Origin of the sequence: Streptomyces sp. NPDC003456 (assembly GCF_042878735.1) — a bacterium.
Taxonomy (GTDB): Bacteria; Actinomycetota; Actinomycetes; order Streptomycetales; family Streptomycetaceae; genus Streptomyces.
Map to the genome: position 1 here is coordinate 269,713 of NZ_JBIAOK010000004.1, position 24,776 is coordinate 294,488.

23 protein-coding genes and 1 pseudogene are annotated in these 24,776 nt (G+C 73.0%); 9 read left to right on the forward strand and 15 right to left on the reverse strand.

The window, feature by feature from the left end; genetic code table 11:
• Positions 1-11: 11 nt before the first annotated feature.
• Genes ACFYWG_RS17405 through afsQ1 form a run of 3 tightly spaced genes read right to left on the reverse strand, consistent with a single transcriptional unit; the run spans position 12 to position 2,997 of the window.
• On the reverse strand, positions 12-722 hold the full coding sequence (locus ACFYWG_RS17405) for a hypothetical protein (RefSeq protein ID WP_385419104.1): 711 nt from the start codon (positions 720-722) through the stop codon (positions 12-14).
• Positions 722-2,323 (reverse strand): ATP-binding protein, encoded by a 1,602-nt coding sequence (locus tag ACFYWG_RS17410; RefSeq protein WP_376328808.1) that lies wholly within the window; start codon positions 2,321-2,323, stop codon positions 722-724. The genes ACFYWG_RS17405 and ACFYWG_RS17410 overlap by 1 nt, the downstream gene beginning before the upstream one ends.
• Positions 2,320-2,997, reverse strand: coding sequence for a two-component system response regulator AfsQ1 (gene afsQ1, locus ACFYWG_RS17415; protein ID WP_376328810.1), 678 nt, complete (start codon positions 2,995-2,997; stop codon positions 2,320-2,322). The genes ACFYWG_RS17410 and afsQ1 overlap by 4 nt, the downstream gene beginning before the upstream one ends.
• A gap of 232 nt (positions 2,998-3,229) precedes the next feature.
• On the opposite strand from afsQ1, the gene ACFYWG_RS17420 reads away from it, so the two are divergent.
• Complete coding sequence (locus tag ACFYWG_RS17420) at positions 3,230-4,003, forward strand: SigE family RNA polymerase sigma factor (protein WP_376328813.1); 774 nt, start codon at positions 3,230-3,232, stop codon at positions 4,001-4,003.
• Positions 4,004-4,216: 213 nt separating this feature from the next.
• Here the strand turns inward: ACFYWG_RS17420 and ACFYWG_RS17425 are convergent, their stop codons facing one another.
• Positions 4,217-4,852: a uridine kinase gene (locus ACFYWG_RS17425; RefSeq protein ID WP_383506831.1), complete on the reverse strand. Its 636-nt coding sequence runs from the start codon at positions 4,850-4,852 to the stop codon at positions 4,217-4,219.
• A gap of 124 nt (positions 4,853-4,976) precedes the next feature.
• On the opposite strand from ACFYWG_RS17425, the gene ACFYWG_RS17430 reads away from it, so the two are divergent.
• Positions 4,977-5,387: a hypothetical protein gene (locus ACFYWG_RS17430; RefSeq protein WP_383506828.1), complete on the forward strand. Its 411-nt coding sequence runs from the start codon at positions 4,977-4,979 to the stop codon at positions 5,385-5,387.
• A gap of 94 nt (positions 5,388-5,481) precedes the next feature.
• On the opposite strand, the gene ACFYWG_RS17435 is transcribed toward ACFYWG_RS17430, so the two are convergent.
• From ACFYWG_RS17435 to deoC, 3 genes are read right to left on the reverse strand one after another with little or no spacing between them, the layout of a single operon-like run.
• Positions 5,482-6,372 (reverse strand): aldehyde dehydrogenase family protein, encoded by an 891-nt coding sequence (locus tag ACFYWG_RS17435; RefSeq protein WP_383506825.1) that lies wholly within the window; start codon positions 6,370-6,372, stop codon positions 5,482-5,484.
• A complete protein-coding gene (locus ACFYWG_RS17440; protein WP_389202044.1) occupies positions 6,373-7,830 on the reverse strand; it encodes an aldehyde dehydrogenase family protein in 1,458 nt (485 codons plus the stop codon).
• Between the two features lie 20 nt (positions 7,831-7,850).
• The gene (deoC, locus tag ACFYWG_RS17445; RefSeq protein WP_376328823.1) at positions 7,851-8,813 is read right to left on the reverse strand and encodes a deoxyribose-phosphate aldolase; all 963 of its coding nucleotides are present in this window, start codon (positions 8,811-8,813) and stop codon (positions 7,851-7,853) included.
• A gap of 178 nt (positions 8,814-8,991) precedes the next feature.
• Here deoC and ACFYWG_RS17450 point away from each other — a divergent pair, with 178 nt between their 5' ends.
• Both ACFYWG_RS17450 and ACFYWG_RS17455 read left to right on the forward strand, forming a co-directional pair.
• Positions 8,992-9,678, forward strand: a complete 687-nt coding sequence (locus ACFYWG_RS17450) for a PH domain-containing protein (RefSeq protein WP_383506819.1) — start codon at positions 8,992-8,994, stop codon at positions 9,676-9,678.
• A 342-nt stretch (positions 9,679-10,020) separates the two neighbouring features.
• Positions 10,021-10,380 carry a DUF6204 family protein gene (locus tag ACFYWG_RS17455; protein WP_389202047.1) on the forward strand — a complete coding sequence of 120 codons (360 nt, stop codon included), beginning with the start codon at positions 10,021-10,023 and terminating at the stop codon, positions 10,378-10,380.
• 91 nt (positions 10,381-10,471) lie between these two features.
• On the opposite strand, the gene ACFYWG_RS17460 is transcribed toward ACFYWG_RS17455, so the two are convergent.
• The 3 genes from ACFYWG_RS17460 to ACFYWG_RS17470 all read right to left on the reverse strand — a co-directional run bounded on the left by ACFYWG_RS17460 (position 10,472) and on the right by ACFYWG_RS17470 (position 13,789).
• The gene (locus tag ACFYWG_RS17460) at positions 10,472-12,103 is read right to left on the reverse strand and encodes a phospho-sugar mutase (protein ID WP_389202050.1); all 1,632 of its coding nucleotides are present in this window, start codon (positions 12,101-12,103) and stop codon (positions 10,472-10,474) included.
• Positions 12,104-12,421: 318 nt separating this feature from the next.
• Positions 12,422-13,246 carry a purine-nucleoside phosphorylase gene (locus ACFYWG_RS17465; RefSeq protein ID WP_383506810.1) on the reverse strand — a complete coding sequence of 275 codons (825 nt, stop codon included), beginning with the start codon at positions 13,244-13,246 and terminating at the stop codon, positions 12,422-12,424.
• Between the two features lie 105 nt (positions 13,247-13,351).
• Positions 13,352-13,789: a gamma-glutamylcyclotransferase gene (locus tag ACFYWG_RS17470; protein ID WP_333932521.1), complete on the reverse strand. Its 438-nt coding sequence runs from the start codon at positions 13,787-13,789 to the stop codon at positions 13,352-13,354.
• Positions 13,790-13,881: 92 nt separating this feature from the next.
• Here ACFYWG_RS17470 and ACFYWG_RS17475 point away from each other — a divergent pair.
• Positions 13,882-15,333: pseudogene (locus ACFYWG_RS17475) on the forward strand (NAD(P)H-quinone dehydrogenase); the annotation flags it as partial.
• Positions 15,334-15,500: 167 nt separating this feature from the next.
• Positions 15,501-16,478, forward strand: coding sequence for a DeoR/GlpR family DNA-binding transcription regulator (locus ACFYWG_RS17480; protein ID WP_376328835.1), 978 nt, complete (start codon positions 15,501-15,503; stop codon positions 16,476-16,478).
• A 694-nt stretch (positions 16,479-17,172) separates the two neighbouring features.
• On the opposite strand, the gene ACFYWG_RS17485 is transcribed toward ACFYWG_RS17480, so the two are convergent.
• On the reverse strand, positions 17,173-18,945 hold the full coding sequence (locus tag ACFYWG_RS17485) for an acetyl/propionyl/methylcrotonyl-CoA carboxylase subunit alpha (protein WP_389202053.1): 1,773 nt from the start codon (positions 18,943-18,945) through the stop codon (positions 17,173-17,175).
• Between the two features lie 336 nt (positions 18,946-19,281).
• Here ACFYWG_RS17485 and ACFYWG_RS17490 point away from each other — a divergent pair, with 336 nt between their 5' ends.
• Positions 19,282-19,758, forward strand: a complete 477-nt coding sequence (locus ACFYWG_RS17490; protein ID WP_384323126.1) for a hypothetical protein — start codon at positions 19,282-19,284, stop codon at positions 19,756-19,758.
• On the opposite strand, the gene ACFYWG_RS17495 is transcribed toward ACFYWG_RS17490, so the two are convergent.
• From ACFYWG_RS17495 to ACFYWG_RS17510, 4 genes are all read right to left on the reverse strand, one after another.
• A complete protein-coding gene (locus ACFYWG_RS17495; protein WP_383506015.1) occupies positions 19,727-20,347 on the reverse strand; it encodes a Maf family protein in 621 nt (206 codons plus the stop codon). The two genes, ACFYWG_RS17490 and ACFYWG_RS17495, sit on opposite strands and share 32 nt — an antisense overlap.
• A 31-nt stretch (positions 20,348-20,378) precedes the next feature.
• Complete coding sequence (gene mmpB / locus ACFYWG_RS17500; protein ID WP_376328845.1) at positions 20,379-20,507, reverse strand: morphogenic membrane protein MmpB; 129 nt, start codon at positions 20,505-20,507, stop codon at positions 20,379-20,381.
• A gap of 118 nt (positions 20,508-20,625) precedes the next feature.
• Positions 20,626-20,835, reverse strand: coding sequence for an acyl-CoA carboxylase epsilon subunit (locus tag ACFYWG_RS17505; protein WP_376328848.1), 210 nt, complete (start codon positions 20,833-20,835; stop codon positions 20,626-20,628).
• A 17-nt stretch (positions 20,836-20,852) separates the two neighbouring features.
• Positions 20,853-22,454 carry an acyl-CoA carboxylase subunit beta gene (locus tag ACFYWG_RS17510; protein ID WP_376328850.1) on the reverse strand — a complete coding sequence of 534 codons (1,602 nt, stop codon included), beginning with the start codon at positions 22,452-22,454 and terminating at the stop codon, positions 20,853-20,855.
• A 110-nt stretch (positions 22,455-22,564) separates the two neighbouring features.
• Between ACFYWG_RS17510 and ACFYWG_RS17515 the strand changes: the two genes are divergently transcribed.
• Positions 22,565-23,431 carry a biotin--[acetyl-CoA-carboxylase] ligase gene (locus ACFYWG_RS17515; protein WP_383506018.1) on the forward strand — a complete coding sequence of 289 codons (867 nt, stop codon included), beginning with the start codon at positions 22,565-22,567 and terminating at the stop codon, positions 23,429-23,431.
• 228 nt (positions 23,432-23,659) lie between these two features.
• Positions 23,660-24,766: an adenylate/guanylate cyclase domain-containing protein gene (locus tag ACFYWG_RS17520; protein ID WP_376328855.1), complete on the forward strand. Its 1,107-nt coding sequence runs from the start codon at positions 23,660-23,662 to the stop codon at positions 24,764-24,766.
• The last annotated feature ends 10 nt before the right edge of the window (positions 24,767-24,776 follow it).

A 24,776-nucleotide genomic window follows, 5' to 3' on the forward strand; every position in this document is an offset into this window, starting at 1 on the left:
ACCCGGCCGGTTCACTCCCCGGCCGCCTCCTTCGACGGCGGTTCCTTGCTGCCCGGGCGGGCCCGCACCTCCTCCGTGCACGCGTAACTCCGTGGCGGGCCGGCGCCCGGCCCGCCGAGGACCACCGAGCCGTCGCCCTGGGCCGCCGCCGAGTCGGAGAAGGTGCACACGATCTGCGCGAGGGCGTACGAGGTGAGGCTGTCGGGGGCCGTGCTCAGCCGCAGGGCGTCCTCCGGGTCGCCGGGCCGGGGCGGGCCGGCGGTGATGCCCTCACGGACGTCGGTGCTGTAGCCCGCCTCCTTCTCGGCCGGTGACGGCGGCTCGGCGAGCTGGTCCAGCAGCCCCTGCGCCACCAGCAGGCGCCGCTCGGAGTCGGCCGCGCCCTCCGGGACCCGCACGGTCCGGTCGACGGTCACCAGCGAGGACCCGCACAGCAGGAGCACCCGCACCGGCAGCCCGCGGGCGGCCTGCGTCGCCACGTCCGCCTCGGACAGCGAGCACTGCACCCGTGAGGGGGCGGGCCCGAAGTTCGTCGGCACCTCGGTGGCCCGGATCCCGCAGCCGGCGAGCAGCAGGGCGAGCGCGGGAAGCGCCGCCGGGCGGGCGAGCCCCCGGCGGCGGCCCGGCCGGCCGCCGGCGCGCTCCGTGGCTCGTCCGGCGGGCGCGGGTCCGTCGCCGCCGGGCCGCGCGGTCGCCGGGGCCCACGGGCGTCGTACGTGCATCAGGCGTCCCCCTTCGCGTCCGGGCCCCGCTCCGGCCCGTCGTCCCCGGACTCCGGCCCGTCCCCGGCGGTCTGCTCCGGGGTGTCGGACGTGTCGCGCGGCAGCCGCAGCGTGAACACCGCGCCCGAGTCCGCCGAGTTGGCCGCGGTGATCTCACCGCCGTGGATGTGGGCGTTCTCGAGGGCGATGGACAGCCCCAGCCCGCTGCCCTCCGAGCGCGGGCGCGAGGCGCTGGCCTTGTAGAAGCGGTCGAAGACGTGCGGCAGCACGTCCTCGGGGATGCCGGGCCCGTGGTCCCGCACCTCGATGACGATCCAGTCGTCCGCCACCCGCACCGACACCCGCACCGGGGAACCGCCGTGCTTGAGCGCGTTGCCGATGAGGTTGGCCAGGATGACGTCCAGGCGGCGCGGGTCCAGGCGGGCGTGGATGCCGCGCTCGGCGTCCAGCTCCACCGCGTCCAGCCAGGCACGGGCGTCGATGCACGCGGTGATCTGGTCGGCCACGTCGACGTCGTCCAGGACGAGCCGGGCGGTGCCCGCGTCGAAGCGGGTGACCTCCATCAGGTTCTCGACGAGGTCGTTCAGCCGCCGCGTCTCGCTGACCACCAGCCGGACGGCCGGCTCGATCATCGGGTCCATGCTCCCGGTCTCGGCCTCCAGCTCCTCCTCCAGCACCTCCGTCACGGCGGTGATGGCGGTGAGCGGCGTGCGCAGCTCGTGGCTCATGTCCGCCACGAACCGCCGGGACGCCTCGTCGCGCGCGGCCATGTCCGCGACCCGCTTCTCCAGGGCCTCGGCCGCGTTGTTGAACGTCCGTGACAGGTCGGCCAGTTCGTCCGTGCCGGACACCCTCAGCCGGGTGTCGAGCCTGCCCTCGCCGAGGCGCCGGGCCGCCGCCCCGAGCCGCTGCACCGGCTTCAGCACGGTCGTCGCCGCGGCCTGCGCGAGCAGCGCCGAGCCGATCAGCGCCAGTCCCGTGGCGATGCCGAGCGACCACGCCAGCGAGTTGAGGTCCTTGGCCTCCGGCTCCAGCGACTTGAGCATGTAGCCGGTCGGGCCGCCGCCGATCACCCGGGTCCCCGCCACCAGGTACGGGGTGTCGTGGTCGACTATCCGCTGCCAGTACAGGTGGTGCGGGTACTTGTTCGCCCCGTCGACCTTCTGCGTCTTGTTCACCGCCGTGCGCAGGGACGCCGGCACGTCCCGCAGCGAGAAGCCGCTCAGCCCCCCGGAGCTGCCGTAGACGGTCCGCCCGTCGGGGTTCTCGGCGACCAGCAGCACACTGAACCGCTGGTCGCTGCCGGCCATCTGCCCGGCGGTGTGCTGCAGTTCGTCCTGCGTGGGCCGCTCGGGCAGCGCGCCCGCCCGGTTCTGCATCTCCTGCTCGAAGTCCCGCAGGACCGCGTCCTGGGTACGGGTGAGCACGGCCTCGCGGTTGAGCCAGTACGCGATGCCGGACGCGGACACGGCCGCCGTCAGCGCCACCAGCGCGAAGACCAGGACCAGCCTCAGCCGCAGGCTCGTGAAACGCAGCCGCGACAGAACTCCCTTGCGCTCCGCGGTCCAGCCGCGGTTCCCCCCTGGGTGCTGCTGGGTCACTGAGGCGGATCCAGCCGGTAGCCGACACCCCGCACGGTACGGATCAGCGACGGGGACGACGGCACGTCCTCGACCTTGGCGCGCAGCCGCTGGACGCAGGCGTCCACCAGCCGCGAGTCGCCCAGGTAGTCGTGCTCCCACACCAGCCTGAGCAGCTGCTGCCGCGACAGCGCCTGCCCGGGCCGCCGGCTCAGCTCCAGCAGCAGCCGCAGCTCGGTCGGCGTGAGCTGGAGGTCCTCGCCGTTCTTCGTGACGGTCATCGCCGAACGGTCGATGACCAGGCTGCCGAACGTCGCCGCGTCGTTGGACTCCCGCTCACCGCGCCGCAGCACGGCCCGGATACGGGCGTCGAGCACGCGTCCCTGCACCGGCTTCACCACGTAGTCGTCGGCGCCGGACTCCAGGCCGACCACCACGTCGATGTCGTCGCTGCGCGCGGTCAGCAGGATGATCGGCAACTGGTCCGTGCGCCGGATGCGCCGGCACACCTCGAACCCGTCGATGCCGGGCAGCATCACGTCCAGCACGATCAGGTCCGGTCGCTGCTCGCGCAGGAGCTTCAGACCGTCCTCACCGCTGGCAGCGGTCGCCACGCGGTGGCCCTGGCGCGTCAGAGAGAGCTCCAGGGCCGTCCGGATGGCGTCGTCGTCCTCGATCAGCAACAGGGAAGGCACGGGCTCATTCTGGCCCATGGAGGCCCCGGGGTTCGACCGGTGGGGCCCACACGCTTGCTCCGGCACCGGCGGCTCGTGTGAAGAGTGTGCGCTTCGTGTGGCCGGCCCCTGTGACAGGTCTGTGACAGTCGACGGACACGGCGATGAAAGTGCCGCGGCAAGCTTTTCGGCACAGGCAAGGCAGCCCGCTCCGGCGGGACGCACACCGGAAGTCCACGACGGGGGGCGCGAGATGAACACGCTGCACGGCACCAGCACCAGCGCAGTGATCACGCGTCTGCACGACGTGAACCGGGGGCCGGAGCGCAGCCGCGAGCTCGGGGGAGCGCGGGGGTGCGCTCGCGGTGCCGGGCGTCAGCACACCGGGTTCATGACGGTGGTCGACGCACGCACGGGGGAGAACAACGGGGCGGGGGCGGCTCACGGGGGAGCCGCGTACGGGGAGGGCTCGGGGGAGCGCCGCTCGCTGACGGAGACCGGGGATGCCGAAGCGGCGTTCACCGCCTACGTCCAGGAGCGCCGCGCCTCCCTGTACGCAACCGCCTACCACCTGACCGGCGACCGCTTCGAGGCCGAGGACCTGCTGCAGAGTGCGCTGTTCTCGACCTACCGGGCGTGGGACCGGATCAGCGACAAGGCCGCGGTCGGCGGGTACCTCCGCCGCACCATGACCAACCTGCACATCAGCGCCTGGCGGCGCCGCAAGCTCAACGAGTACCCGACCGAGGAACTGCCGGAGACGCCCGGCGACACGGACGCGATGCGCGGCACCGAGCTGCGCGCGGTCCTGTGGCAGGCGCTGGCCCGGCTGCCCGAACTCCAGCGCACGATGCTGGTCCTGCGCTACTACGAGGGCCGCACGGACCCGGAGATCGCGGAGATCCTCGACATCAGTGTCGGCACGGTGAAGTCCAGCATCTGGCGGTCGCTCCGCCGGCTGCGCGAGGACGAGGTCCTCAGCTTCGGCCGTGACGAGGAGGACGCCTTCGGCGAGCTCGTCGCCTGAAGGTACGGGGGGGAGCACCACAGGGGGTGGGGCCCACGGGGGAACCGAACGGACGCTGGGGGGCGTCCGCTTCGGGAGAGTGGGGGACACGGGGGAGTACCGAAGCGGGGCTGGAGGGCCGGGGGGTCCGTCCAGCCCCGCTTTCGTGTGCGCTTCTCCCTCGCGTGCGTCCCCGGGGCCACGCTGCCGGGGACGGGCGCGCGCCGCTCGGCTTCAGGCCGCGGTGCGCAGGCCCGCGCAGCGGCCCGCCGCTGCGGCCGCCAGGCGGCCCATCGCCTCGTCGCGGTCGCAAGGGTGCGCGCCGAGCGCGGTCTGGCGGGCCACGATGGAGCGCTCCTGCCGCATCAGCCGCCAGCCGCGGCGCAGCAGGAACGGCACCGACTTGCGGCCCTCGCGCAGATCGCGCAGGAAGCGGCGGCGGAACGTCTTCACCGCCCCGCGGCTCAGGCACAGCGCGTCGGCGAGGACGCCCAGTTCGCGGCAGCGGGTGACGATCTCCGCGGCGAAGATGCCCTCGGCGATGAACAGCGGGGTCCGGCCGATCTCGACCGTCTCGGCGCCGGTCCGGGCGCTCAGCGAGAGGTCGTAGACGGGGACGTCGGTGCGGCCCGTGCCGCACAGCTCGACGATGGCGGCCACGGCCGCGTCCGCGTCCCAGGAGTCCGGGTGGTCCCAGTCGATGTCGGAGCTCCCCGCCACCAGCGGCAGTGTCGGGTCGCCGCCCTCCTTGTAGAAGTCGTCGAGCCGCAGCACCGGGAGGCCGGAGCGGGCCGCGAGCAGGGACTTGCCGGAGCCGGAGGGGCCGCACAGCAGCACGACTCGGGTCTGTATGGGCAGAGGGGAACTCACGGGACACCAGTGTGAGGCATCCACCGGGGGCCGTAGAACCTGCGGGTCGTCTTTGATGCGCGCGTCACACCTCAACTACCCTCGGTCCCGACACGATTACCCAGTGCATCAGAAGGTGGCAGTCATGGCCCGACACGACACTCCCCAGCAGCCGACCGTCCAGCGGGCCCTGGCCGTCCTCGCGACCGCGGGCGTGGCGCTGGCTGCGGGCACGGCGTCGGCCGCGGCGGACGCCACCTCGGTCCTGGGCGTGGTGAACACCCGTCCCACCTCGCTCGGCAAGATCGACCCCCAGTCGGGCCTCCAGGCCGTCACGGGCACCCTCGGCTATGTCACCGGGCCGGTCGCCGGCCTCAAGCCCAACCCGCTCGCCGGCACGGGAGTCGACCCGCTCGACAACGGCGTCGGCACCCAGCTCGGCGACTTCAAGCCGCTGACGTCCCAGGCGCTGACGGGGCCGGTCGCGCAGGCGCAGTCGATCGCGGGCATCCCGGTGGTGGGACAGGCGGCCGGGCTGCTGTCGCCGCAGCAGTAGGCGCGGGCACGGAAGAAGCCCCGGCCCTCCCGGACGGAGGAGGGCCGGGGCTTCGGCTGTGAGGTGCCCGGGGAGGGCGCCCGGCGGCAGGCGCCTAGTAGGAGGAGCCCGAGGCGCCGAGCGACCCCGTGGGGTGCCAGACCGTCTTGGTCTCCAGGAACGCCGTCATGCGGTCGGTGCCGGGGGTCCGCGCGTAATCCACAGGCTGTGGACGCAGCACGCGCTTGAGGTTGTCCGCCGCGGCGACCTCCAGCTCCTTCGCCAGCGCCTCGTCGGCGCCCGCGAGGTCGATCGCGTTGACGTCCTGGTGGGCGGCGAGCGGGGCGGCGATCTCCGCCGTCCGGCCCGACAGGACGTTGACCACGCCGCCCGGGACGTCCGAGGTGGCCAGCACCTCGGCCAGGGACAGGGCGGGCAGCGGGGCCTTCTCGCTGGCCACCACGACCGCCGTGTTGCCCGTGGCGATCACCGGGGCGAGCACCGACACCAGGCCCAGGAAGGACGACTCCTGCGGCGCCAGCACGGCGACCACGCCCGTCGGCTCCGGGGAGGAGAGGTTGAAGAACGGGCCCGCGACCGGGTTGCCGCCGCCGACCACCTGGGCGATCTTGTCGGTCCAGCCCGCGTACCAGACCCAGCGGTCGATCGTCGCGTCCACGATCACCGCGGCCTTGGACTTGCCCAGGCCCTCCGCGTCGGCCACCTCGCGCACGAACTGGTCCCGGCGGCCCTCCAGCATCTCGGCGACGCGGTAGAGCACCTGGCCCCGGTTGTACGCCGTCGCCCCGGACCAGCCGCCGAACGCCTTGCGGGCCGCGACGACCGCGTCCCGGGCGTCCTTGCGGGAGGAGAGGGGCGCGTTGGCCAGCCAGTTGCCCTTTGCGTCGGTCACCTCGTACACCCGGCCGCTCTCGGAACGCGGGAACTTCCCGCCGACGTACAGCTTGTAGGTCTTGAACACACTGAGACGGTCAACTGCAGTCATTTAGCGCTCGCCCTCCGGGCTCGACGGGGCGAGGTACGCCTCCAGGCCGTGGCGGCCGCCCTCGCGGCCGAAGCCCGACTCCTTGTAACCGCCGAACGGCGAGGTCGGGTCGAACTTGTTGAACGTGTTGGACCACACGACGCCCGCGCGGAGCTTGTTCGCGACCGCCAGGATGCGCGAGCCCTTCTCCGTCCAGATGCCGGCGGACAGGCCGTACGGCGTGTTGTTGGCCTTGGCGACCGCCTCGTCCGGCGTGCGGAACGTCAGCACCGACAGCACCGGGCCGAAGATCTCGTCCCGGGCGACCGTGTGCGCCTGGGTGACGTTCGTGAACAGCGTCGGGGCGAACCAGTAGCCGCTCTCCGGCAGTTCGCAGGCCGGGGACCAGCGCTCGGCGCCCTCCGCCTCGCCCTGCTCGACGAGCGAGGTGATGCGCGTGAGCTGCTCCTCGGAGTTGATCGCGCCGATGTCGGTGTTCTTGTCCAGCGGGTCGCCGAGGCGCAGCGTGGACAGGCGGCGCTTGAGGGAGTCGAGCAGTTCCTCGTGGATGGACTCCTGGACCAGCAGGCGGCTGCCCGCGCAGCAGACCTGGCCCTGGTTGAAGAAGATGCCGTTGACGATGCCCTCGACGGCCTGGTCGATGGGGGCGTCGTCGAAGACGATGTTCGCGCCCTTGCCGCCCAGTTCGAGGGTGAGCTTCTTGCGGCTGCCCGCGACCGTCCGCGCGATCTCCTTGCCGACGGCGGTGGAGCCGGTGAAGGCCACCTTGTCCACGTCCGGGTGGGCGACCAGCGCCGCGCCCGCGTCGCCGTAGCCCGGGAGGATGTTGACGACGCCCTTGGGCAGGCCCGCCTGACGGCAGATGTCCGCGAAGAACAGGGCGGACAGGGGGGTCGTCTCGGCGGGCTTCAGCACCACCGTGTTGCCCGCCGCCAGGGCCGGGGCGATCTTCCACGCCAGCATCAGCAGCGGGAAGTTCCAGGGGATGACCTGGCCCGCGACACCGAGCGGGCGGGGGTTCGCGCCGAGGCCGGCGTGGTCGAGCTTGTCGGCCCAGCCCGCGTAGTAGAAGAAGTGCGCGGCGACCAGGGGCAGGTCCGCGTCGCGGGTCTCCTTGATCGGCTTGCCGTTGTCCAGGGTCTCCAGGACGGCGAGCTCGCGCGAACGCTCCTGGATGATCCGCGCGATGCGGAACAGGTACTTGGCGCGCTCCGAGCCGGGCAGCGCCGACCACTTCTCGAACGCCCGGCGCGCGGCCTTCACCGCGCGGTCGACGTCCTCGGACCCGGCCTGCGCGATCTCGGACAGGACCTCCTCGGAGGACGGCGAGACGGTCTTGAAGACCTTGCCGTCCGCCGCCTCGACGAACTCGCCGTCGATGAACAGGCCGTAGGAGGGCGCGATGTCGACGATCGCGCGCGACTCGGGGGCCGGGGCGTAGGCGAATACCGATGACACGTTGTCACTGTTCATGGGGCTCAGTCCACCGTCACGTAGTCGGGACCGGAGTAGCGGCCGGTGGCCAGCTTCTGGCGCTGCATCAGCAGGTCGTTGAGCAGCGAGGAGGCGCCGAAGCGGAACCAGTGGTTGTCCAGCCAGTCCTCGCCCGCCGTCTCGTTGACCAGCACGAGGAACTTGATGGCGTCCTTGGACGTGCGGATGCCGCCGGCCGGCTTCACGCCGACCTGGATGCCGGTCTGGGCGCGGAAGTCGCGCACCGCCTCCAGCATCAGCAGCGTGTTCGCCGGGGTCGCGTTGACCGCGACCTTTCCGGTGGAGGTCTTGATGAAGTCCGCGCCGGCCAGCATGCCGAGCCAGCTCGCGCGGCGGATGTTGTCGTACGTCGAGAGCTCGCCCGTCTCGAAGATGACCTTCAGGCGCGCCGAGCTGCCGCAGGCCTCCTTCACGGCGGTGATCTCGTCGTACACCTTCAAGTATCGCCCCGCGAGGAACGCCCCGCGGTCGATGACCATGTCGATCTCGTCGGCACCCGCGGCGACCGCCTCGCGGACGTCGGTCAGCTTGACGTCGAGCGAGGCGCGGCCGGCCGGGAACGCCGTGGCCACCGAGGCGACCTTCACGCCGGAACCGGCGACGGCCTCCTTGGCCACGCCCACCATGTCGGGGTAGACGCAGACCGCGGCCGTCGCGGGCGTCGTGCGGTCGGTCGGGTCGGGCCTGACCGCCTTCGCGCCGAGCGCCCGGACCTTGCCCGGGGTGTCCGCGCCTTCCAGCGTCGTCAGGTCGACCATCGAGATGGCCAGGTCGATCGCGTACGCCTTGGCGGTCGTCTTGATCGAGCGGGTGCCGAGGGAGGCCGCACGCCCCTCGAGTCCGACCGCGTCGACGCCGGGGAGCCCGTGGAGGAAGCGGCGCAGCGCGCTGTCGGACGAGGCGACGTCCTTGAGGGGGTGAGCTGCGGTGAGTGCAGAACTGGGCATGGTCACCAGACGAGCATATCTACGCGCGTAGCGGCTGTACAGCCCCCGGATGTTCCGGAGGCCGGGACGCGCGGCGGGGACGGGTCGGTCCGGGCGGCGGGCAGGCCCGGAGCCGGTGCCGGACGGGGTGGGGTGGGCCCGGGGGCCCGGTGCGGGGAGGGTCCGGCAGAATCGAGGCATGACGAGCCCCGATTCCCAGTCACCCGCGTCGCAGCCCCCGGAGCCCCGGCCCGGGGACCGGGTCCACCGGTCGGTCCCGGCCATCGCCGGTGGCGTGATGCTGCTCGGCATCGCCGCGTGGATCGGCATCGACGCGGTGGCCAACGGGCAGGGCCGCACGCCCTGGCTGGCGCTCGCCGTGCTGCTCCTGGTCGCGCCGCTGGTGGTCGCCTTCACGCTGCGGCCCGCGGTGTACGTGGGGGAGGACCGGCTGCGGATCCGCAACCCCTTCCGCGTCATCGTGCTGCCCTGGGGCCAGGTCGCCTCGCTGAAGTCCGCCTACTCCAACGAGGTCCTCACCCTGACCGGCACGAAGTACCAGCTGTGGGCCGTGCCGGTCTCGCTGCGTGCCCGCAAGCGGGCCAGGCGGCGCGAGATGCGCGCGACGGCGCAGGCCCGGCGGCAGCCGGGCCAGGACGGCGGCGGTGCGCTCGGGTTCGCGGCCGGGCGCGGTGGCGGGACCATGTCCGACGGGCCCGTGCGGGCCGAGACCGACCGGATCATGGACGACCTGCGGGCGCTGCACCAGGACCGGCACGAGGCGGCGTCGGCGCAGGGCGAGGTCACCGTGCGGTGGGCCTACGAGATCCTGGGCCCGGCGGTCGCCGGGGCGGTCCTGGTCCTGATCCTCCTGGCAGCGGGCTGACACTCCGGCCGCCGGGGCCGCCGGGGCCGTTCGGGCCTGCCGCCTGCGCCTTCCGGACCGGCGCCCGTGCGGACCGACACACCTGCGGACCGACGCCCAGGTGGTGCTGCCGGCCTCGCGGACTCGCGGACCTACTCCCTCTCGCGGACCCGCGGTCCCGCGGCCTTGCGCAGGGAGCGCACCCGCGCCTCGCCCCGCCGCTGCCCCGCGTGGCCGCTCGGAGCAGCCGCCGTTCAACTCTGTGGCCGCTCGGATCAGTGGCCGCTCGGACGGCGGTCTGCCCGGGCCGTCCGGCTCCTAAAAGGAGTGGAGCGGGCGGGGCGGTGAGCCTACGTTCGGGGGATGAGCACTCGTACCTTCCGCGTCACCGTGCGCGGTGTCTTCGACGGGCTGAGCGACGAACAGCGGGCCGCGCTGCTGGAGCGCGCCGCCGAGCACGACATGCTGCGCGCGGCCTTCACGCCCGAGGGGCACCTGTCCTACGACGTGGCCGCACGTCCCGCCTTCACGTTCCGCTTCCTGGACTCCGGGGAGGCCGAGGAGGACATCCTGGAGGCCGCGGAGCGGGCCGAGAACGCCGCGCGGGCGTGGCTGGAGGAGCGCGGGTACGGCTACAAGAACCTCCGGTCCGCGGCCGAGGACCTCTCCCAGGCGCCCCTGGGCAAGCGGCAGCGGCGGGAGGCCGCGAAGAAGGGGGCGTAGGGGGGACTCCGTCGGCCGGCTCGGGCGGAGGCCGCCGCGGAGCGCTCCGACGGCCGTCGGGCGCCCGGCTTCGGCCGGGCGCCCCGCCGGGTCAGATGCCCGCCGCCGCCGAGAGGTCGCGCTTGACGGACTCCAGGACCTCCGCCGCCTTCGCCCGGGCCTCGGGGAGGTCCGTACGGGAGGCGACCGGGACCACGACCTCCAGGTAGCACTTCAGCTTCGGTTCCGTGCCGCTCGGGCGCACGATCACCCGGGCCCCGTCGAGGGTGTAGCGCAGGCCGTCCGTGGGCGGGAGGGACTCCGTGCCCCGGGTGAGGTCCTCCGTGCGGGTGATGGGCAGGCCGGCGAGCCGCGTCGGGGGGTGCTCGCGCAGGCGCGTCATGGCCGCCGCGATGACCGACAGGTCCTCGACCCGGACCGACAGCTGGTCCGTCGCGTGCAGCCCGTGCTCCACCGCGAGGTCGTCCAGCAGGTCCAGGAGGGTGCGGCCCTCCTCCTTCAGCCGGGACGCCAGCTCCGTGATCAGCAGCGCGGCCGTGATGCCGTCCTTGTCGCGCACGCCCTCGGGGTCGACGCAGTAGCCGAGCGCCTCCTCGTAGCCGAAGCGCAGGCCCTCCGCCCTGGCGATCCACTTGAACCCGGTGAGGGTCTCCACGTGCCGCAGGCCCGCCTTCTCGGCGATGCGGCCGAGCAGCGAGGACGAGACGATCGACTCGGCGAAGGTGCCGGTGGCGCCGCGGCTGACCAGGTGGGCGGCGAGGAGCGCGCCGACCTCGTCGCCCCGGAGCATGCGCCAGTCGTCGCCGTCCCGCACGGCGACGGCGCAGCGGTCCGCGTCGGGGTCGTTGGCGACGATCAGGTCCGGGTCCACCTCGCGCGCCTTGGCGAACGCCAGGTCCATCGCGCCGGGCTCCTCCGGATTGGGGAACGCGACGGTCGGGAAGTCCGGGTCGGGCTCGGCCTGCTCCGCGACGAGGACCGGCTCCGGGAAGCCGGCGCGGGCGAACGCGGCCAGGACGACGTCCTTGCCGACGCCGTGCATGGCCGTGTACACCGTGCGGGCGGTGCGCGGGGAGCCCTCGGCCAGGACCGCGTCCGTGCGGGCGAGGTAGGCGTCGAGGACGCCGTCGTCGAGGGTGTCCCAGCCGCCGTCGGGCCGGGGGACGTCGTTCAGGCTGCCGATCGCGTCGATCTCGGCGGCGATCTCCGCGTCGGCGGGCGGAACGATCTGGGAACCGTCGCCCAGGTAGACCTTGTAGCCGTTGTCGCGCGGCGGGTTGTGGCTGGCGGTGACCTCCACTCCGGCGACCGCGCCGAGGTGCCTTATCGCGAACGCGAGCACCGGCGTGGGCAGCGGGCGCGGCAGCAGGGCCGCGCGCAGGCCCGCCCCGGTCATGACGGCGGCGGTGTCGCGGGCGAAATCGGCCGACTTGTACCGGGCGTCGTAGCCGATGACGACCAGGCCGTCGCCGTGGCCCTGCTTCCTCAGGTAGGCGGCGAGGCCCGCGGCGGCGCGGATGACGACCGTGCGGTTCATGCGCAGGGGGCCGGCGCCGAGTTCGCCGCGCAGGCCGGCGGTGCCGAACTGGAGCGTGCCGGCGAAGCGGGCGGCGAGCTCGGCGTGGTCCCCCGCGTCGAGGAGGCCCGCGAGCTCGGCACGGGTGTCCGGGTCGGGGTCCTCGCTGAGCCAGGTCTGGGCCTGAGCGATGAGTTCTTCGTGCACGGTTCGGTGTCAGCCTCTCCGTCGTGTGTGGTGTGCCTGCGGCGGGCTGTGCCGCTTCGGGGGGTGCGCGTCGCGCGTGACGCGCGGGGGTGGGTCGGGGCCGCGCCGGGGGTGTCCGTCCCCGGAACGGCGCGAGGGGCGCGGACGCCGGCGCACTGTCCGCCGGCGCGCCGGCCGCTGCGGGCGGACATCCCCCGGCACGTCCCCTTCCGCCGTACGGCGGGCAGGAGCGCACCGCGGGCGCCGCCTGCGCTGCGCGCCATCATGCCGCCGGGGGCCCTCCCGCTGGCGGAGACCCCCCGTGCGGGCGGCGGCCGGCTACAGGCGGCCCAGGACCTGCGCCAGGAGGGAGCCCATACGGGCCGCCGAGTCGCGGCCCGCCTGGAGGACCTCCTCGTGGTTCAGCGGCTCGCCCGTCATGCCCGCGGCGAGGTTGGTCACCAGGGAGATGCCGAGGATCTCCGCGCCGGCCTCACGGGCGGCGATCGCCTCCAGGACCGTCGACATGCCCACCAGGTCGGCGCCGATGACCCGGGCCATGCGGATCTCCGCGGGGGTCTCGTAGTGCGGGCCGGGGAACTGGGCGTAGACGCCCTCCTCCAGCGTGGGGTCGACCTCCTTGCACAGCGCGCGCAGGCGCGGGGAGTACAGGTCGGTCAGGTCCACGAAGTTCGCGCCGACGATGGGGGAGGTGGCCGTGAGGTTGATGTGGTCGCTGATCAGGACCGGCTGGCCGGGGCGCATGCCCTCGCGCAGACCGCCGCAGCCGTTGGTCAGCACGACCGTCTTGACGCCCGCGGCGACCGCGGTGCGCACGCCGTGCGCGACCGCCGCCACCCCGCGGCCCTCGTAGTAGTGCGTGCGGCCCAGGAAGACCAGCGCCCGCTTGTTGCCGATGCGGTACGAGCGGATCTTGCCTCCGTGGCCCTCCACGGCCGGCGGCGGGAAGCCGGGCAGCTCGGTGACCTGGAACTCGGCCTCGGGGGCGCCCAGGGCGTCCACGGCCGGGGCCCACCCGGAGCCCATCACGAGGGCGACGTCGTGGGTCTCGGCGCCCGTCAGTTCGCGCAGGCGGGCCGCGGCGGCGTCGGCGGCCGCGTGCGGGTCGCCCTGGATGTCGTCCGGAAGAAGAGATGCGTTCACGCGCAAGAGGGTAGCCGCTCATTGCCTACGCGCGTAGATGTCAAAGCTCACGGGGTGGCGATCGTTGTCTTGTCGTTTCCGACGAGCGCCGCCCGGGGCCGGCCGTCAGCAGGGGCGTTTGCGCAGTTCCATCACGTAGTCGTGCGGGGCGCCGGCCGACTCCGCCGCGTCGGCGATCTCGCCCAGGTAGCGGGCGGAGGGCAGACCGCCCTCGTACGCGTTCAGGGTGAAGGCCCACGCGGACTCCTCACCGTCCAGGGTGTGCACCCGTACGCGCGTCCGGCGGTAGATGTCGAGCCCCACGCCCTCCCAGCGGTCCAGCGACTCCTCGTCCATGGGGGCGATGTCGTAGAGCGCGACGAAGACCTGGCAGAGGGGGTCCTCCACGATCGTCGGCAGCGCGCCCTCCCAGCCCATGTGCTCGCCGCCGAACGTCAGCCGCCATCCGTTCAGCCAGCCGGTGGCGCGCAGCGGCGAGTGCGGGGCGCGGCGGGACATCAGCCGCGCGTCGAGGTTGCCGGCGTACGCGGCGTAGAGCGACATGGGGGAAGGGTACGGCAGGTGGTCCGGCGTCACTCGGGTAACGACAGCCCCGCCGGCGGGCCCCCGGGCGGTGTCACGTTGTCCGGTGCGGGACAATGGAGTACGTGACTCGGATCGTGATCATCGGTGGCGGACCCGGCGGATACGAAGCGGCGCTGGTGGCCGCTCAACTCGGCGCGGAGGTGACCGTCGTCGACTGCGACGGTCTGGGCGGGGCGTCGGTGCTGACCGACTGCGTCCCGTCGAAGACACTCATCGCCACGGCCGAGGTGATGACCACGTTCGACTCCTCCTACGAGGAGCTGGGGATCATCGTCGCCGACGACACCCCCCACATCGAGCAGGCCGCCCGGGTGGTGGGCGTGGACCTGGGCAAGGTCAACCGGCGTGTGAAGCGGCTCGCGCTCGCCCAGTCGCACGACATCACGGCCTCCGTGACGCGTGCCGGCGCGCGTGTCATGCGCGGGCGCGGGCGGCTGGAGGGCATGCAGGCGCTCGACGGGTCGCGCAAGGTCGTCGTGCGCGCCGCCGACGGCAGCGAGGAGACCCTCACGGCCGACGCGGTGCTCATCGCCACCGGCGGGCACCCCCGCGAGCTGCCCGACGCCCAGCCCGACGGCGAGCGGATCCTCAACTGGACCCAGGTCTACGACCTCGACGAGCTGCCCGAGGAACTGATCGTGGTCGGGTCGGGTGTGACCGGCGCCGAGTTCGCCGGCGCCTACCAGGCACTGGGCTCCCGGGTGACGCTCGTGTCGTCGCGCGACCGCGTGCTGCCCGGCGAGGACCCGGACGCCGCGGCCGTGCTGGAGGACGTCTTCCGCCGGCGCGGCATGAACGTCATGGGGCGCTCCCGGGCGCAGTCCGCCAAGCGGGTCGGCGACCGGGTGGAGGTGGCCCTCGCCGACGGGCGCGTCATCACCGGCTCGCACTGCCTGATGGCCGTCGGCGCCGTGCCCAACAGCGCGGGCATGGGGCTGGAGGAGGCCGGCGTCCGGCTGCGCGAGTCCGGTCACATCTGGACCGACAAGGTCTCGCGCACGACCGCTCCCGGCGTGTACGCGGCCGGTGACGTGACCGGCGTGTTCGCCCTCGCGTCCGTGGCCGCCATGCAGGGGCGCATCGCGATGTACCACTTCCTGGGCGACGCGGTGGCGCCGCTGAACCTGAAGACCGTCTCCTCGAACGTCTTCACCGACCCGGAGATCGCCACCGTCGGCTACACCCAGGCCGACGTCGACGCCGGGAAGATCGACGCCCGGGTCGTCAAGCTGCCGCTGCTGCGCAACCCGCGCGCCAAGATGCAGGGCATCCGCGACGGCTTCGTCAAGATCTTCTGCCGTCCGGGCACGGGCATCGTGGTCGGCGGCGTGGTCGTCGCCCCGCGCGCCTCGGAACTGATCCACCCCATCTCGATCGCGGTCGACAACAATCTGACGGTCGAACAGATCGCGAAGGCGTTCACCGTCTACCCCTCCCTGTCGGGCTCGATCGCCGAGGTGGCACGGCAGTTGCACACGCGCAAGGGGTCGGCCGAGGGCTGAGAGGCCGGTTCCGGCCCCTGGCCGGTCACGAGGAGTGTCCGACCGTGCGGACGGCATAGGCGCTGGGACTAGGCCCTATACCACTTCGCGGGGCATGCTGCGAACATCTTCTGCTATTCAGCGCAAACTGCTGAAAGCAGACGGTCGCTGGCGTTACTGTCAGTTTCGTGTTCGCTGCAGAACGTCGCCAATTGATCCTCGAAATGGTGCGAGCGAACGGGGCCGTGTCGCTCCGTGAGCTCGCCCGCGTCGTCCAGACCTCCGAAGTGACCGTACGGCGGGACGTGCGCGCGCTGGAGGCAGAAGGACTCCTCGACCGCCGGCACGGCGGTGCGGTACTGCCGGGCGGTTTCACGCGGGAGTCCGGCTTTCCGCAGAAGTCTCATCTCGCGACCGCCGAGAAGACCGCCATCGCCGACCTCGCCGCGAACTTCGTGGAAGAGGGCGAGGCGATCGTGGTCGGGGCGGGTACGACCACCCAGGAGCTGGCCCGCCGGCTCGCCCGGGTGCCCGGCCTGACGGTCGTCACCAACTCGCTGCTGGTGGCGCAGGCCCTGGCCCACGCCAACCGGGTCGAGGTCGTGATGACCGGCGGGACGCTCCGCGGTTCGAACTACGCCCTTGTCGGCAGCGGGGCGGAGCAGTCGCTGCACGGGCTGCGGGTGTCGCGGGCGTTCCTGTCCGGGAGCGGGCTCACCGCCGAGCGCGGGCTGTCCACGTCCAACATGCTGTCGGCGTCCGTGGACCGGGCGCTGGTGCAGGCCGCGGCGGAGGTCGTGGTCCTCGCGGACCACACCAAGCTGGGCACGGACACCATGTTCCAGACCGTGCCGACGGACCTCATCACCCGCCTCGTGACGGACGAGCCGCCCGCGCACGACGACCGCGCCGGGACGGAGCTCCAGGCCCTTGCCGACCAGGGCGTGCAGATCGCCGTGGCCGGCGGGCAGGGGGGTGCCACGGGAGCGGCAGGCTCCGGGGCTGATGCCGTCCCGGCGCGCCAGCAGCGCCGGGACGTGCCGCTGCCGGGGCCCCGCCGCCAGGTGCCGGGGGGTGGGAACGGCGGGTTGCGGTCCCACTCGATGCTCGGCGAGCAGGGACCGGGGGCCGAACGGGCCCGGGTGGCAGACCTGCGCCGCCGCTGACGCCTGCGGCGGGCCGGGCGCCGCGTCGCGGCCGGCTGCCTGCCGCCGGGCGTCGGCAGACGCCGTGTCCGGTGGCCCGGCGTGGCCGCCCCGACCGCCGCGAGAGGGCGGAGACGCCGGCGGCAGTGCTCAGGGTGGGGCCTGCGTTGCGCTGACGCCGGTCGGCTTGAGAGGGCGGCAACGTCCATGGTGGCGCTGACGCCTGCGGTTGCCGGGTGGAGCATTTCGCCGGGGGCGGCTGTCAGCCGTGGACCGGTGGATCGGTGGACCGGTGGATCGGTGGACCGGTGGGATCAGCCGACCGGCCGGAGGTGGCAGGAACGCCGGCGGCGGCGCTCAGGGTGGCCCTGCGTCCCGCTGACGCTCACGTCGGCCGGTGGGGGGCGAGCCGGTCGGCCTGAGCCGGCGGAAGCGCCCGCGGCGGGCCGGCGGGTGGGCCTGCCTTGTGTTGAGGTCTACGTCTGCCGGTGGTGGGCGAGCCGATCGGGCCTGAGGAGGCGGAAGCATCTGCGGCCGGTCCGCGGGTGGGGTCTGCGGGCGATCGCCGTGGTCGGCGGCCGGGGGGCGTGGGAGCGGCAGGCTCCGGGGCTGGCCCGCGTGGTGCTGAGGCTTGCGTCGGTCGGTGGGGGGGCGAAAGCGCCTGCGGCGCGCCCCCGGGTCGGGAGGGCGCGCCGCAGGCGGGGGTTTTCGGGGGTCAGTCCTTGATCTCGCAGATCGGGGCGCCCGAGGTCACCGACGCGCCGATCTCCGCCGAGAGGCCCTTGATCGTGCCGGAGCGGTGGGCGTTGAGGGGCTGCTCCATCTTCATGGCCTCCAGGACGACGACCAGGTCGCCCTCCTTGACCTCCTGGCCCTCCTCGACCGCGACCTTGACGATCGTGCCCTGCATCGGCGAGGCGAGGGTGTCACCGGAGGCGACGGGGCCCGACTTCTTCGCCGCGCGGCGCTTCGGCTTGGCACCGGCCGCGAGCCCCGTGCGGGCCAGGGACATGCCCAGCGAGGACGGGAGGGAGACCTCCAGGCGCTTGCCGCCGACCTCGACGACCACCGTCTCGCGACCCGGCTCCTCGTCCGCCTCGGCGTCGGCCGCCGCGGTGAAGGGCTTGATCTCGTTGACGAACTCGGTCTCGATCCAGCGGGTGTGGACCGTGAACGGGTCCGACGAGCCGGTCAGCTCGGGCGCGAACGCCGGGTCCCTGACGACCGCGCGGTGGAACGGGATGGCCGTGGCCATGCCCTCGACCTGGAACTCCTCCAGCGCACGCGCGGCCCGCTCCAGGGCCTCCTTGCGCGTACGGCCGGTGACGATCAGCTTGGCCAGCAGGGAGTCCCACGCCGGGCCGATGACCGAGCCGGACTCCACGCCCGCGTCCAGCCGGACACCCGGGCCGGACGGCGGGGCGAAGGTGGTGACGGTGCCGGGCGCGGGCAGGAAGTTGCGGCCCGGGTCCTCGCCGTTGATGCGGAACTCGAAGGAGTGGCCGCGCAGCTCCGGGTCGCCGTAGCCGAGCTCCTCGCCGTCGGCGATGCGGAACATCTCGCGCACCAGGTCGATGCCGGCGACCTCCTCGGTGACCGGGTGCTCCACCTGGAGGCGGGTGTTGACCTCCAGGAAGGAGATCGTGCCGTCCATGCCGACGAGGAACTCGACGGTGCCGGCGCCGACGTAGCCGGCTTCCTTCAGGATCGCCTTGGAGGCCGCGTACAGCTCCTCCATCTGCGCGTCGGACAGGAACGGCGCGGGCGCCTCCTCCACCAGCTTCTGGTGGCGGCGCTGCAGCGAGCAGTCACGGGTGGAGACGACCACCACGTTGCCGTGCTGGTCGGCCAGGCACTGGGTCTCCACGTGACGCGGTTTGTCGAGGTAGCGCTCGACGAAGCACTCGCCCCGGCCGAAGGCCGCGACGGCCTCACGGACGGCGGAGTCGTACAGCTCGCGGACCTCTTCGAGGGTGCGGGCGACCTTCAGGCCGCGGCCGCCGCCGCCGAACGCCGCCTTGATGGCGATGGGCAGGCCGTGCTCCTCGGCGAAGGCGACGACCTCCTCCGCGCCGGAGACCGGGTCGGGCGTGCCGGCCACCAGCGGCGCGCCGGCGCGCTGGGCGATGTGCCGGGCGGCCACCTTGTCACCCAGGTCGCGGATCGCCTGCGGCGGCGGGCCGATCCAGATCAGGCCCGCGTCCAGCACCGCCTGGGCGAACTCGGCGTTCTCGGAGAGGAAGCCGTATCCGGGGTGGACCGCGTCCGCGCCCGACTCCCGGGCGGCCTTCAGCACCTTCTCGATGTCGAGGTAGCTGGTGCCCGGGGTGTCACCGCCCAGGGCGAACGCCTCATCCGCGGCGCGGACATGCAGAGCGTCCCGGTCCGGGTCGGCGTAGACGGCCACGCTCGCGATCCCGGCGTCCCGGCAGGCCCGGGCCACGCGGACAGCGATTTCGCCACGGTTGGCGATGAGCACCTTGCGCACGATTGAGGCTCCCTCCTTGAAACAAGCCGAGTTTAGGGACTGCCGACACGGCACTTCGACCCGTCCCCAATGGTGAGCTTGCCCACACGGAGCGTGATTCGAGGCTCGCTCGACCTGCAAAATCCCTTGTGGCACCGCAGAACGCAGTACTCCTCCGGGAAACCCTAGCCGTCTCCTGTGGTCAAGGTCTCTGTCATCACGTGCTGCGGGCCACTCAGTTTCTTTGTCGAGTCCCTACGAATGGCCCAATGATTCTTTGCCTGCTGACGGACCCTTGTTCCCTCGTTTACCCGTGAGTAGCCTTCGCGGTGTCCCGAACGGAGGAGGGGGGGCGCGGTGGTGCGCAGGCCGGTGGCATGGGTCGTGGCGGTCGTGCTGTTCGCCGAGGCGTTCGGCGTCGCCGCGCTGAACTGGTTCCTCGGGGTCGTCGTCGACCGGCAGGACATGTCGCTGGCCGGACTGGATCCGGACAAGATGGCGGTGTCGTCGAAGATCGGCGGGATCGTCTTCGGCCTCTACTTCGCGCTGTGCGGCCTGGTCGCCCTGCTCGTGGCGGTGCGCGACCGCCGCCCGGCCGGCCTCGGGCGGGTCCTGCTGATCAGCGCGGCGGTCGTGCACGGACTGCTCGGGGCGTTCACCTGGGGCCCGGTGGGCCCGCCGGCGTTCGTCTTCATGGTGCTGGTGCTCGCCCTGATCGTGCTGCTGCTGATGACGGAGGACCGCCCGGCCGAGCCCGCCGGCGCCCCGCCCGAGAGCGGCGAGGGTGACGGCGGGCCCCCGGTCACCCCTCCGCCGGCGCCCACAACTCCGTGATGCCGACGCCCAGTTCGCTCAGCAGCCGCCGGACCAGGGGCAGGCTGATGCCGATGACGTTGCCGTGGTCGCCGTCGATGCCGTCGATGAACGGGGCCGAACGGCCGTCCAGCGTGAACGCCCCGGCGACGTGCAGCGGTTCGCCGGAAGCCACGTAGGCGGCGATCTCCTCGTCGGTGGGTTCACCGAAATGGACGACCGTCGACGCGGTGGCGGAGACGTACCGGCCGCTGAGCGTGTCGTAGACGCAGTGGCCCGTCTGCAGGGTGCCGGCCCGGCCGCGCATGGCCTTCCAGCGGGCGGTGGCCTCCTCGGCGTCCGCGGGCTTGCCCAGCGCCTTGCCGTCCAGGTCGAGCACGGAGTCGCAGCCGATCACCAGCGCGCCCTTGACGTCCGGGCGGGCCGCCACGACGCTCGCCTTCGCCTCGGCGAGGGCGAGCGCCAGCTCGGCGGGGGTGGGGGCGGTGACGGCGTCCTCGTCGACGCCGCTGACGATCACCTCGGGGGCGAGACCGGCCTGGCGGAGCAGACCGAGCCGGGCGGGGGACTGGGAGGCGAGGACGAGTCGCCTGCTGCGCTGAGCGGTCATGCCGTCAGATTAGTCACCCGGGCGGGGTGCCTCACCTCACGCCGATCCCGATCATCACCAGCACCATGGCCACCGCCAGGAGAACGCTCAGCCGCCGCAGCATGTCCTGCATGTCACGCAGTTCTTCGGGCGGTTCGTTCTCGGGGTCGGACCACAGCATGCCTCCAGCGTGCGGCCCTGGCGGGGCGGGGCGCCTGAGTAGGCGTACTCAAATCGGCGCCCCGCGTTCCGCTACCGCGTTTCCCGCCGCGGGTCCCCCGTACGGCCGGGAGGGCGGGTCACCCCGGCCAGTAGGTGCGGCCCCACGCGGTCGGCCCCGGCTGGGGCAGGCGGTGGGCCGCGATGCGGGACGGGTCGGACCACGCGTCGCGCTGCGTGGGCGCGCCGGACGGCACCGCAGCGGCCGCCGCGGCGCGCGCCCTGACCACCGCCAGGGCGGCGGCCAGCTCCTCCGGGGTCGGGTTGCCTCGCAGGACCTTGATGTTCATGACGGCTCCCAGCGGGCCTAGAGGGGGATGTTGCCGTGCTTCTTCGGAGGCAGGGATTCCCGCTTCGTGCGCAGTTGACGCAGGCCCCGGACGACGTGCCGGCGCGTCTCGGACGGCAGGATCACCGCGTCGACGTACCCGCGCTCGGCCGCGACGTAGGGGTTGAGGAGGGTGTCCTCGTACTCCTGGATCAGCCGGGCCCGCACCGCCTCCAGGTCCTCGCCGTTCGCCTCCGCCTCGGCCAGGGTGCGGCGGTGCAGGATGTTGACCGCGCCCTGGGCGCCCATGACGGCGATCTGGGCCGTCGGCCAGGCCAGGTTGAGGTCGGCCCCCAGGTGCTTGGAGCCCATGACGTCGTACGCACCGCCGAAGGCCTTGCGGGTGATGACCGTGATCAGCGGGACGGTCGCCTCGGCGTAGGCGTAGATCAGCTTCGCGCCGCGGCGGATGATGCCGTCGTGCTCCTGGTCCACGCCCGGCAGGAAGCCGGGGACGTCGACGAAGGTGAGCACCGGGACGTTGAAGGCGTCGCAGGTCCGCACGAAGCGGGCCGCCTTCTCGCTGGCCTTGATGTCCAGGCAGCCGGCGAACTGCATCGGCTGGTTGGCGACGACACCGACCGGCCGGCCCTCGACCCGCCCGAAGCCGGTGACGATGTTCGGCGCGTACAGCGGCTGCGTCTCGAAGAACTCGGCGTCGTCCAGCACGTGCTCGATCACCGCGTGCATGTCGTACGGCTGGTTCGCGCTGTCCGGGACGATCGTGTCCAGCTCGCGGTCCTCGTCGGTGAGCTCGAGGTCGGCTTCCTCGGGGAAGGCCGGCGCCTCGGACAGGTTGTTCGACGGGAGGTAGGACAGCAGCTGCTTGATGTACTCGATCGCGTCCTTCTCGTCGCCCGCCATGTGGTGGGCCACGCCGGAGGTCGCGTTGTGGGTGCGGGCGCCGCCCAGCTCCTCGAAGCCGACGTCCTCGCCGGTGACGGTCTTGATGACGTCGGGTCCGGTGATGAACATGTGCGAGGTCTGGTCGACCATCACCGTGAAGTCGGTGATGGCCGGGGAGTAGACCGCCCCGCCCGCGCACGGCCCGACGACCAGGCTGATCTGCGGGATCACACCGGAGGCGTGGGTGTTGCGGCGGAAGATCTCGCCGTAGGCGCCGAGGGAGGCCACGCCCTCCTGGATGCGGGCGCCGCCGGAGTCGTTGATGCCGACGACCGGGCAGCCGGTCTTCAGCGCGAAGTCCATGACCTTGACGATCTTCTGCCCGTAGACCTCGCCGAGCGCACCGCCGAAGACGGTGAAGTCCTGCGAGAACACGGCGACCGGCCGGCCGTCGACGGTGCCGTAACCGGTGACGACGCCGTCGCCGTACGGGCGGTTCCGGTCGAGGCCGAAGTTGGTCGAGCGGTGCCGGGCGAACTCGTCGAGCTCCACGAACGAGCCCTCGTCCAGCAGGAGTTCGATCCGCTCACGGGCCGTCAGCTTGCCCTTGGCGTGCTGCTTCTCGACCGCGCGGGCGGAGCCGGCGTGTGTCGCTTCCTCGATGCGGCGCTTCAGGTCCGCGAGCTTGCCCGCGGTCGTGTGGATATCGGGCTGCTGCTCTTCCGGCTCGGACATCGGGATGCGGCTCCCTGCCTGCTCAAAAGGGGGGACGGTTACTCATCCGTAGAGTAGTGGGGTGCCTCCACATCGGCAGTGCGGCATTTACCACACCTAGGGTGGCTTGCATGACGCCGCGAGATGCATCAGAGCCGAACCGGAGCCGCTGGTCCGATCTGGACCGGCCGCCCCTCAACACCACCGCCCTGCGCCGGGGCCTGGTGCGGGAAGGAGGGCTGTGGACGCGGATCGACGTCGTCCAGCGCACCGGCTCGACCAACACCGACCTGGTCGCCCGGGCGGCCGGGGGCGAGGCCGTGGAGGGCGCGGTGCTGATCGCCGAGGAGCAGACGGCCGGGCGCGGACGCCTGGACCGGCAGTGGTCGGCACCGCCGCGCTCGGGCCTGTTCTTCTCGGTGCTGCTCACCCCGCGCGAGGTGCCGGTGCCCCGGTGGGGGTGGCTGCCGCTGCTCACGGGTGTCGCGGTGGCCGCCGGCCTGTCCCGGGCCGCCGGCGTCGACACGGCCCTGAAGTGGCCCAACGACGTGCTGGTCACGGTGGGCGGCGAGGAGCGCAAGGCCGGCGGCATCCTGGCCGAGCGGGCCGGTGACGGCGGGGTCGTCATCGGCGTCGGCGTCAACGTCTCGCTCAAGGAGAACGAGCTGCCCGTGCCGACGGCGGGGTCGCTGGCGCTGGCCGGGGCCGTGAGCACGGACCGGGACCCGCTGCTGCGGGGCGTGCTGCGCTCCCTGGAGGAGTGGTACGGCAGGTGGCGTGCCGCGGGCGGCGACCCCGGCGCGAGCAGGCTGCAGGAGGCCTACGCGGCCGGCTGCGCGACGCTCGGGCGGGAAGTGCGCGCGGAGCTGCCCGGGGACCGGGCGGTCGTGGGGGAGGCCGTCGCCGTGGACGGCGACGGACGGCTGGTGCTGGCGACGGCGCGGGGGGTGCAGGAGCCGGTCGGGGCCGGCGACATCGTGCACCTGAGGCCGGCCTGAGCCCCGGACCGGCAGCCGGCCCGTCCGGCGCTTCGGGACGAGGCCGTCCCGGCCGACCTGGGTTCCGGGGGAGCGGAGCGTCCGGGGGCGGTGGGGAAACACCGGACGGCCGGACGGCGCCCGGCACCTCACCCACCGGCCGGACCGAACGGAGTGAGCTGGCGCACACCTGCCGTAGAGTTGAGGCCGGTCGATACCTGACCGTGACAGATCGGAAGGGCAGCACGCGTGACCGTCGACGACTCGGGCTCCGGCACGGACGCGCAGGGCGCCGACTCCGGCGAGGACCCGCTCGCCCTGCGCCTCGAAGGGCTCATCCTGGGCGCCGAGCGCCGCTACACCCCGTTCCAGGCGGCCCGCAGCGCCGGTGTCTCCATGGAACTGGCCTCCCGCTTCTGGCGGGCGATGGGCTTCGCCGACATCGGGCAGGCCAAGGCCCTGACCGAGGCGGACGTCCTCGCGCTGCGCCGCCTGGCCGGTCTGGTCGAGGCGGGCCTGCTGAGCGAGGCGATGGCCGTGCAGGTGGCCCGCTCCACGGGGCAGACCACCGCGCGGCTCGCCGAGTGGCAGATCGACTCCTTCCTGGAGGGCCTGACCGAGCCACCGGAGCCGGGCATGACCCGCACGGAGGTCACGTACCCGATCGTCGAGCTGCTCCTGCCCGAGCTGGAGGAGTTCCTGGTCTACGTCTGGCGCCGGCAGCTCGCGGCCTCGGCCGGACGGGTCGTGCAGGCCGCCGACGACGAGGAGATGGTCGACCGGCGGCTCGCCGTCGGCTTCGCCGACCTGGTCGGCTTCACCCGGCTGACCCGGCGGATGGAGGAGGAGGAGCTCGGCGAGCTGGTCGAGGCCTTCGAGACCACGGCCGCCGACCTGGTGGCCGCCAACGGCGGGCGGCTGATCAAGACCCTCGGCGACGAGGTGCTCTACGCGGCCGACGACGCCGGCACGGCCGCCGAGATCGCCCTGCGGCTGATCGAGACGATGGCGCACGACGAGACCATGCCGGAGCTGCGCGTCGGCATGGCGTTCGGCACGGTCACCACCCGGATGGGCGATGTGTTCGGTACGACCGTGAATCTCGCCTCCCGGCTCACGTCGATAGCGCCCAAGGACGCCGTCCTGGTGGACACCGCATTCGCGGAGGAACTCATCCGCACCCAGGACGCGCCGTCCTCGGAGGCGGAGGCCGCCGAGGAGGCCGCGGCGGCGGAGAAGGAGGGCGAGGAGCCCCCGACGTACCGGTTCGCGCTCCAGCCGATGTGGCAGCGGCCGGTGCGTGGCCTGGGTGTCGTGGAGCCGTGGCTGCTCACGCGCCGGGACGGGACGCCGTAGCGGCGCCTCC

Coding starts and splice junctions, on each gene's coding strand:
- ACFYWG_RS17405 (WP_385419104.1), bottom strand. CDS start 722: ATGCACGTACGACGCCCGTGGGCCCCGGCGACCGCGCGGCCCGGCGGC.
- ACFYWG_RS17420 (WP_376328813.1), top strand. CDS start 3,230: ATGAACACGCTGCACGGCACCAGCACCAGCGCAGTGATCACGCGTCTG.
- ACFYWG_RS17430 (WP_383506828.1), top strand. CDS start 4,977: ATGGCCCGACACGACACTCCCCAGCAGCCGACCGTCCAGCGGGCCCTG.
- ACFYWG_RS17435 (WP_383506825.1), bottom strand. CDS start 6,372: ATGACTGCAGTTGACCGTCTCAGTGTGTTCAAGACCTACAAGCTGTAC.
- deoC (WP_376328823.1), bottom strand. CDS start 8,813: ATGCCCAGTTCTGCACTCACCGCAGCTCACCCCCTCAAGGACGTCGCC.
- ACFYWG_RS17450 (WP_383506819.1), top strand. CDS start 8,992: ATGACGAGCCCCGATTCCCAGTCACCCGCGTCGCAGCCCCCGGAGCCC.
- ACFYWG_RS17455 (WP_389202047.1), top strand. CDS start 10,021: ATGAGCACTCGTACCTTCCGCGTCACCGTGCGCGGTGTCTTCGACGGG.
- ACFYWG_RS17470 (WP_333932521.1), bottom strand. CDS start 13,789: ATGTCGCTCTACGCCGCGTACGCCGGCAACCTCGACGCGCGGCTGATG.
- ACFYWG_RS17495 (WP_383506015.1), bottom strand. CDS start 20,347: ATGACCGCTCAGCGCAGCAGGCGACTCGTCCTCGCCTCCCAGTCCCCC.
- mmpB (WP_376328845.1), bottom strand. CDS start 20,507: ATGCTGTGGTCCGACCCCGAGAACGAACCGCCCGAAGAACTGCGTGAC.
- ACFYWG_RS17505 (WP_376328848.1), bottom strand. CDS start 20,835: ATGAACATCAAGGTCCTGCGAGGCAACCCGACCCCGGAGGAGCTGGCC.
- ACFYWG_RS17510 (WP_376328850.1), bottom strand. CDS start 22,454: ATGTCCGAGCCGGAAGAGCAGCAGCCCGATATCCACACGACCGCGGGC.
- ACFYWG_RS17515 (WP_383506018.1), top strand. CDS start 22,565: ATGACGCCGCGAGATGCATCAGAGCCGAACCGGAGCCGCTGGTCCGAT.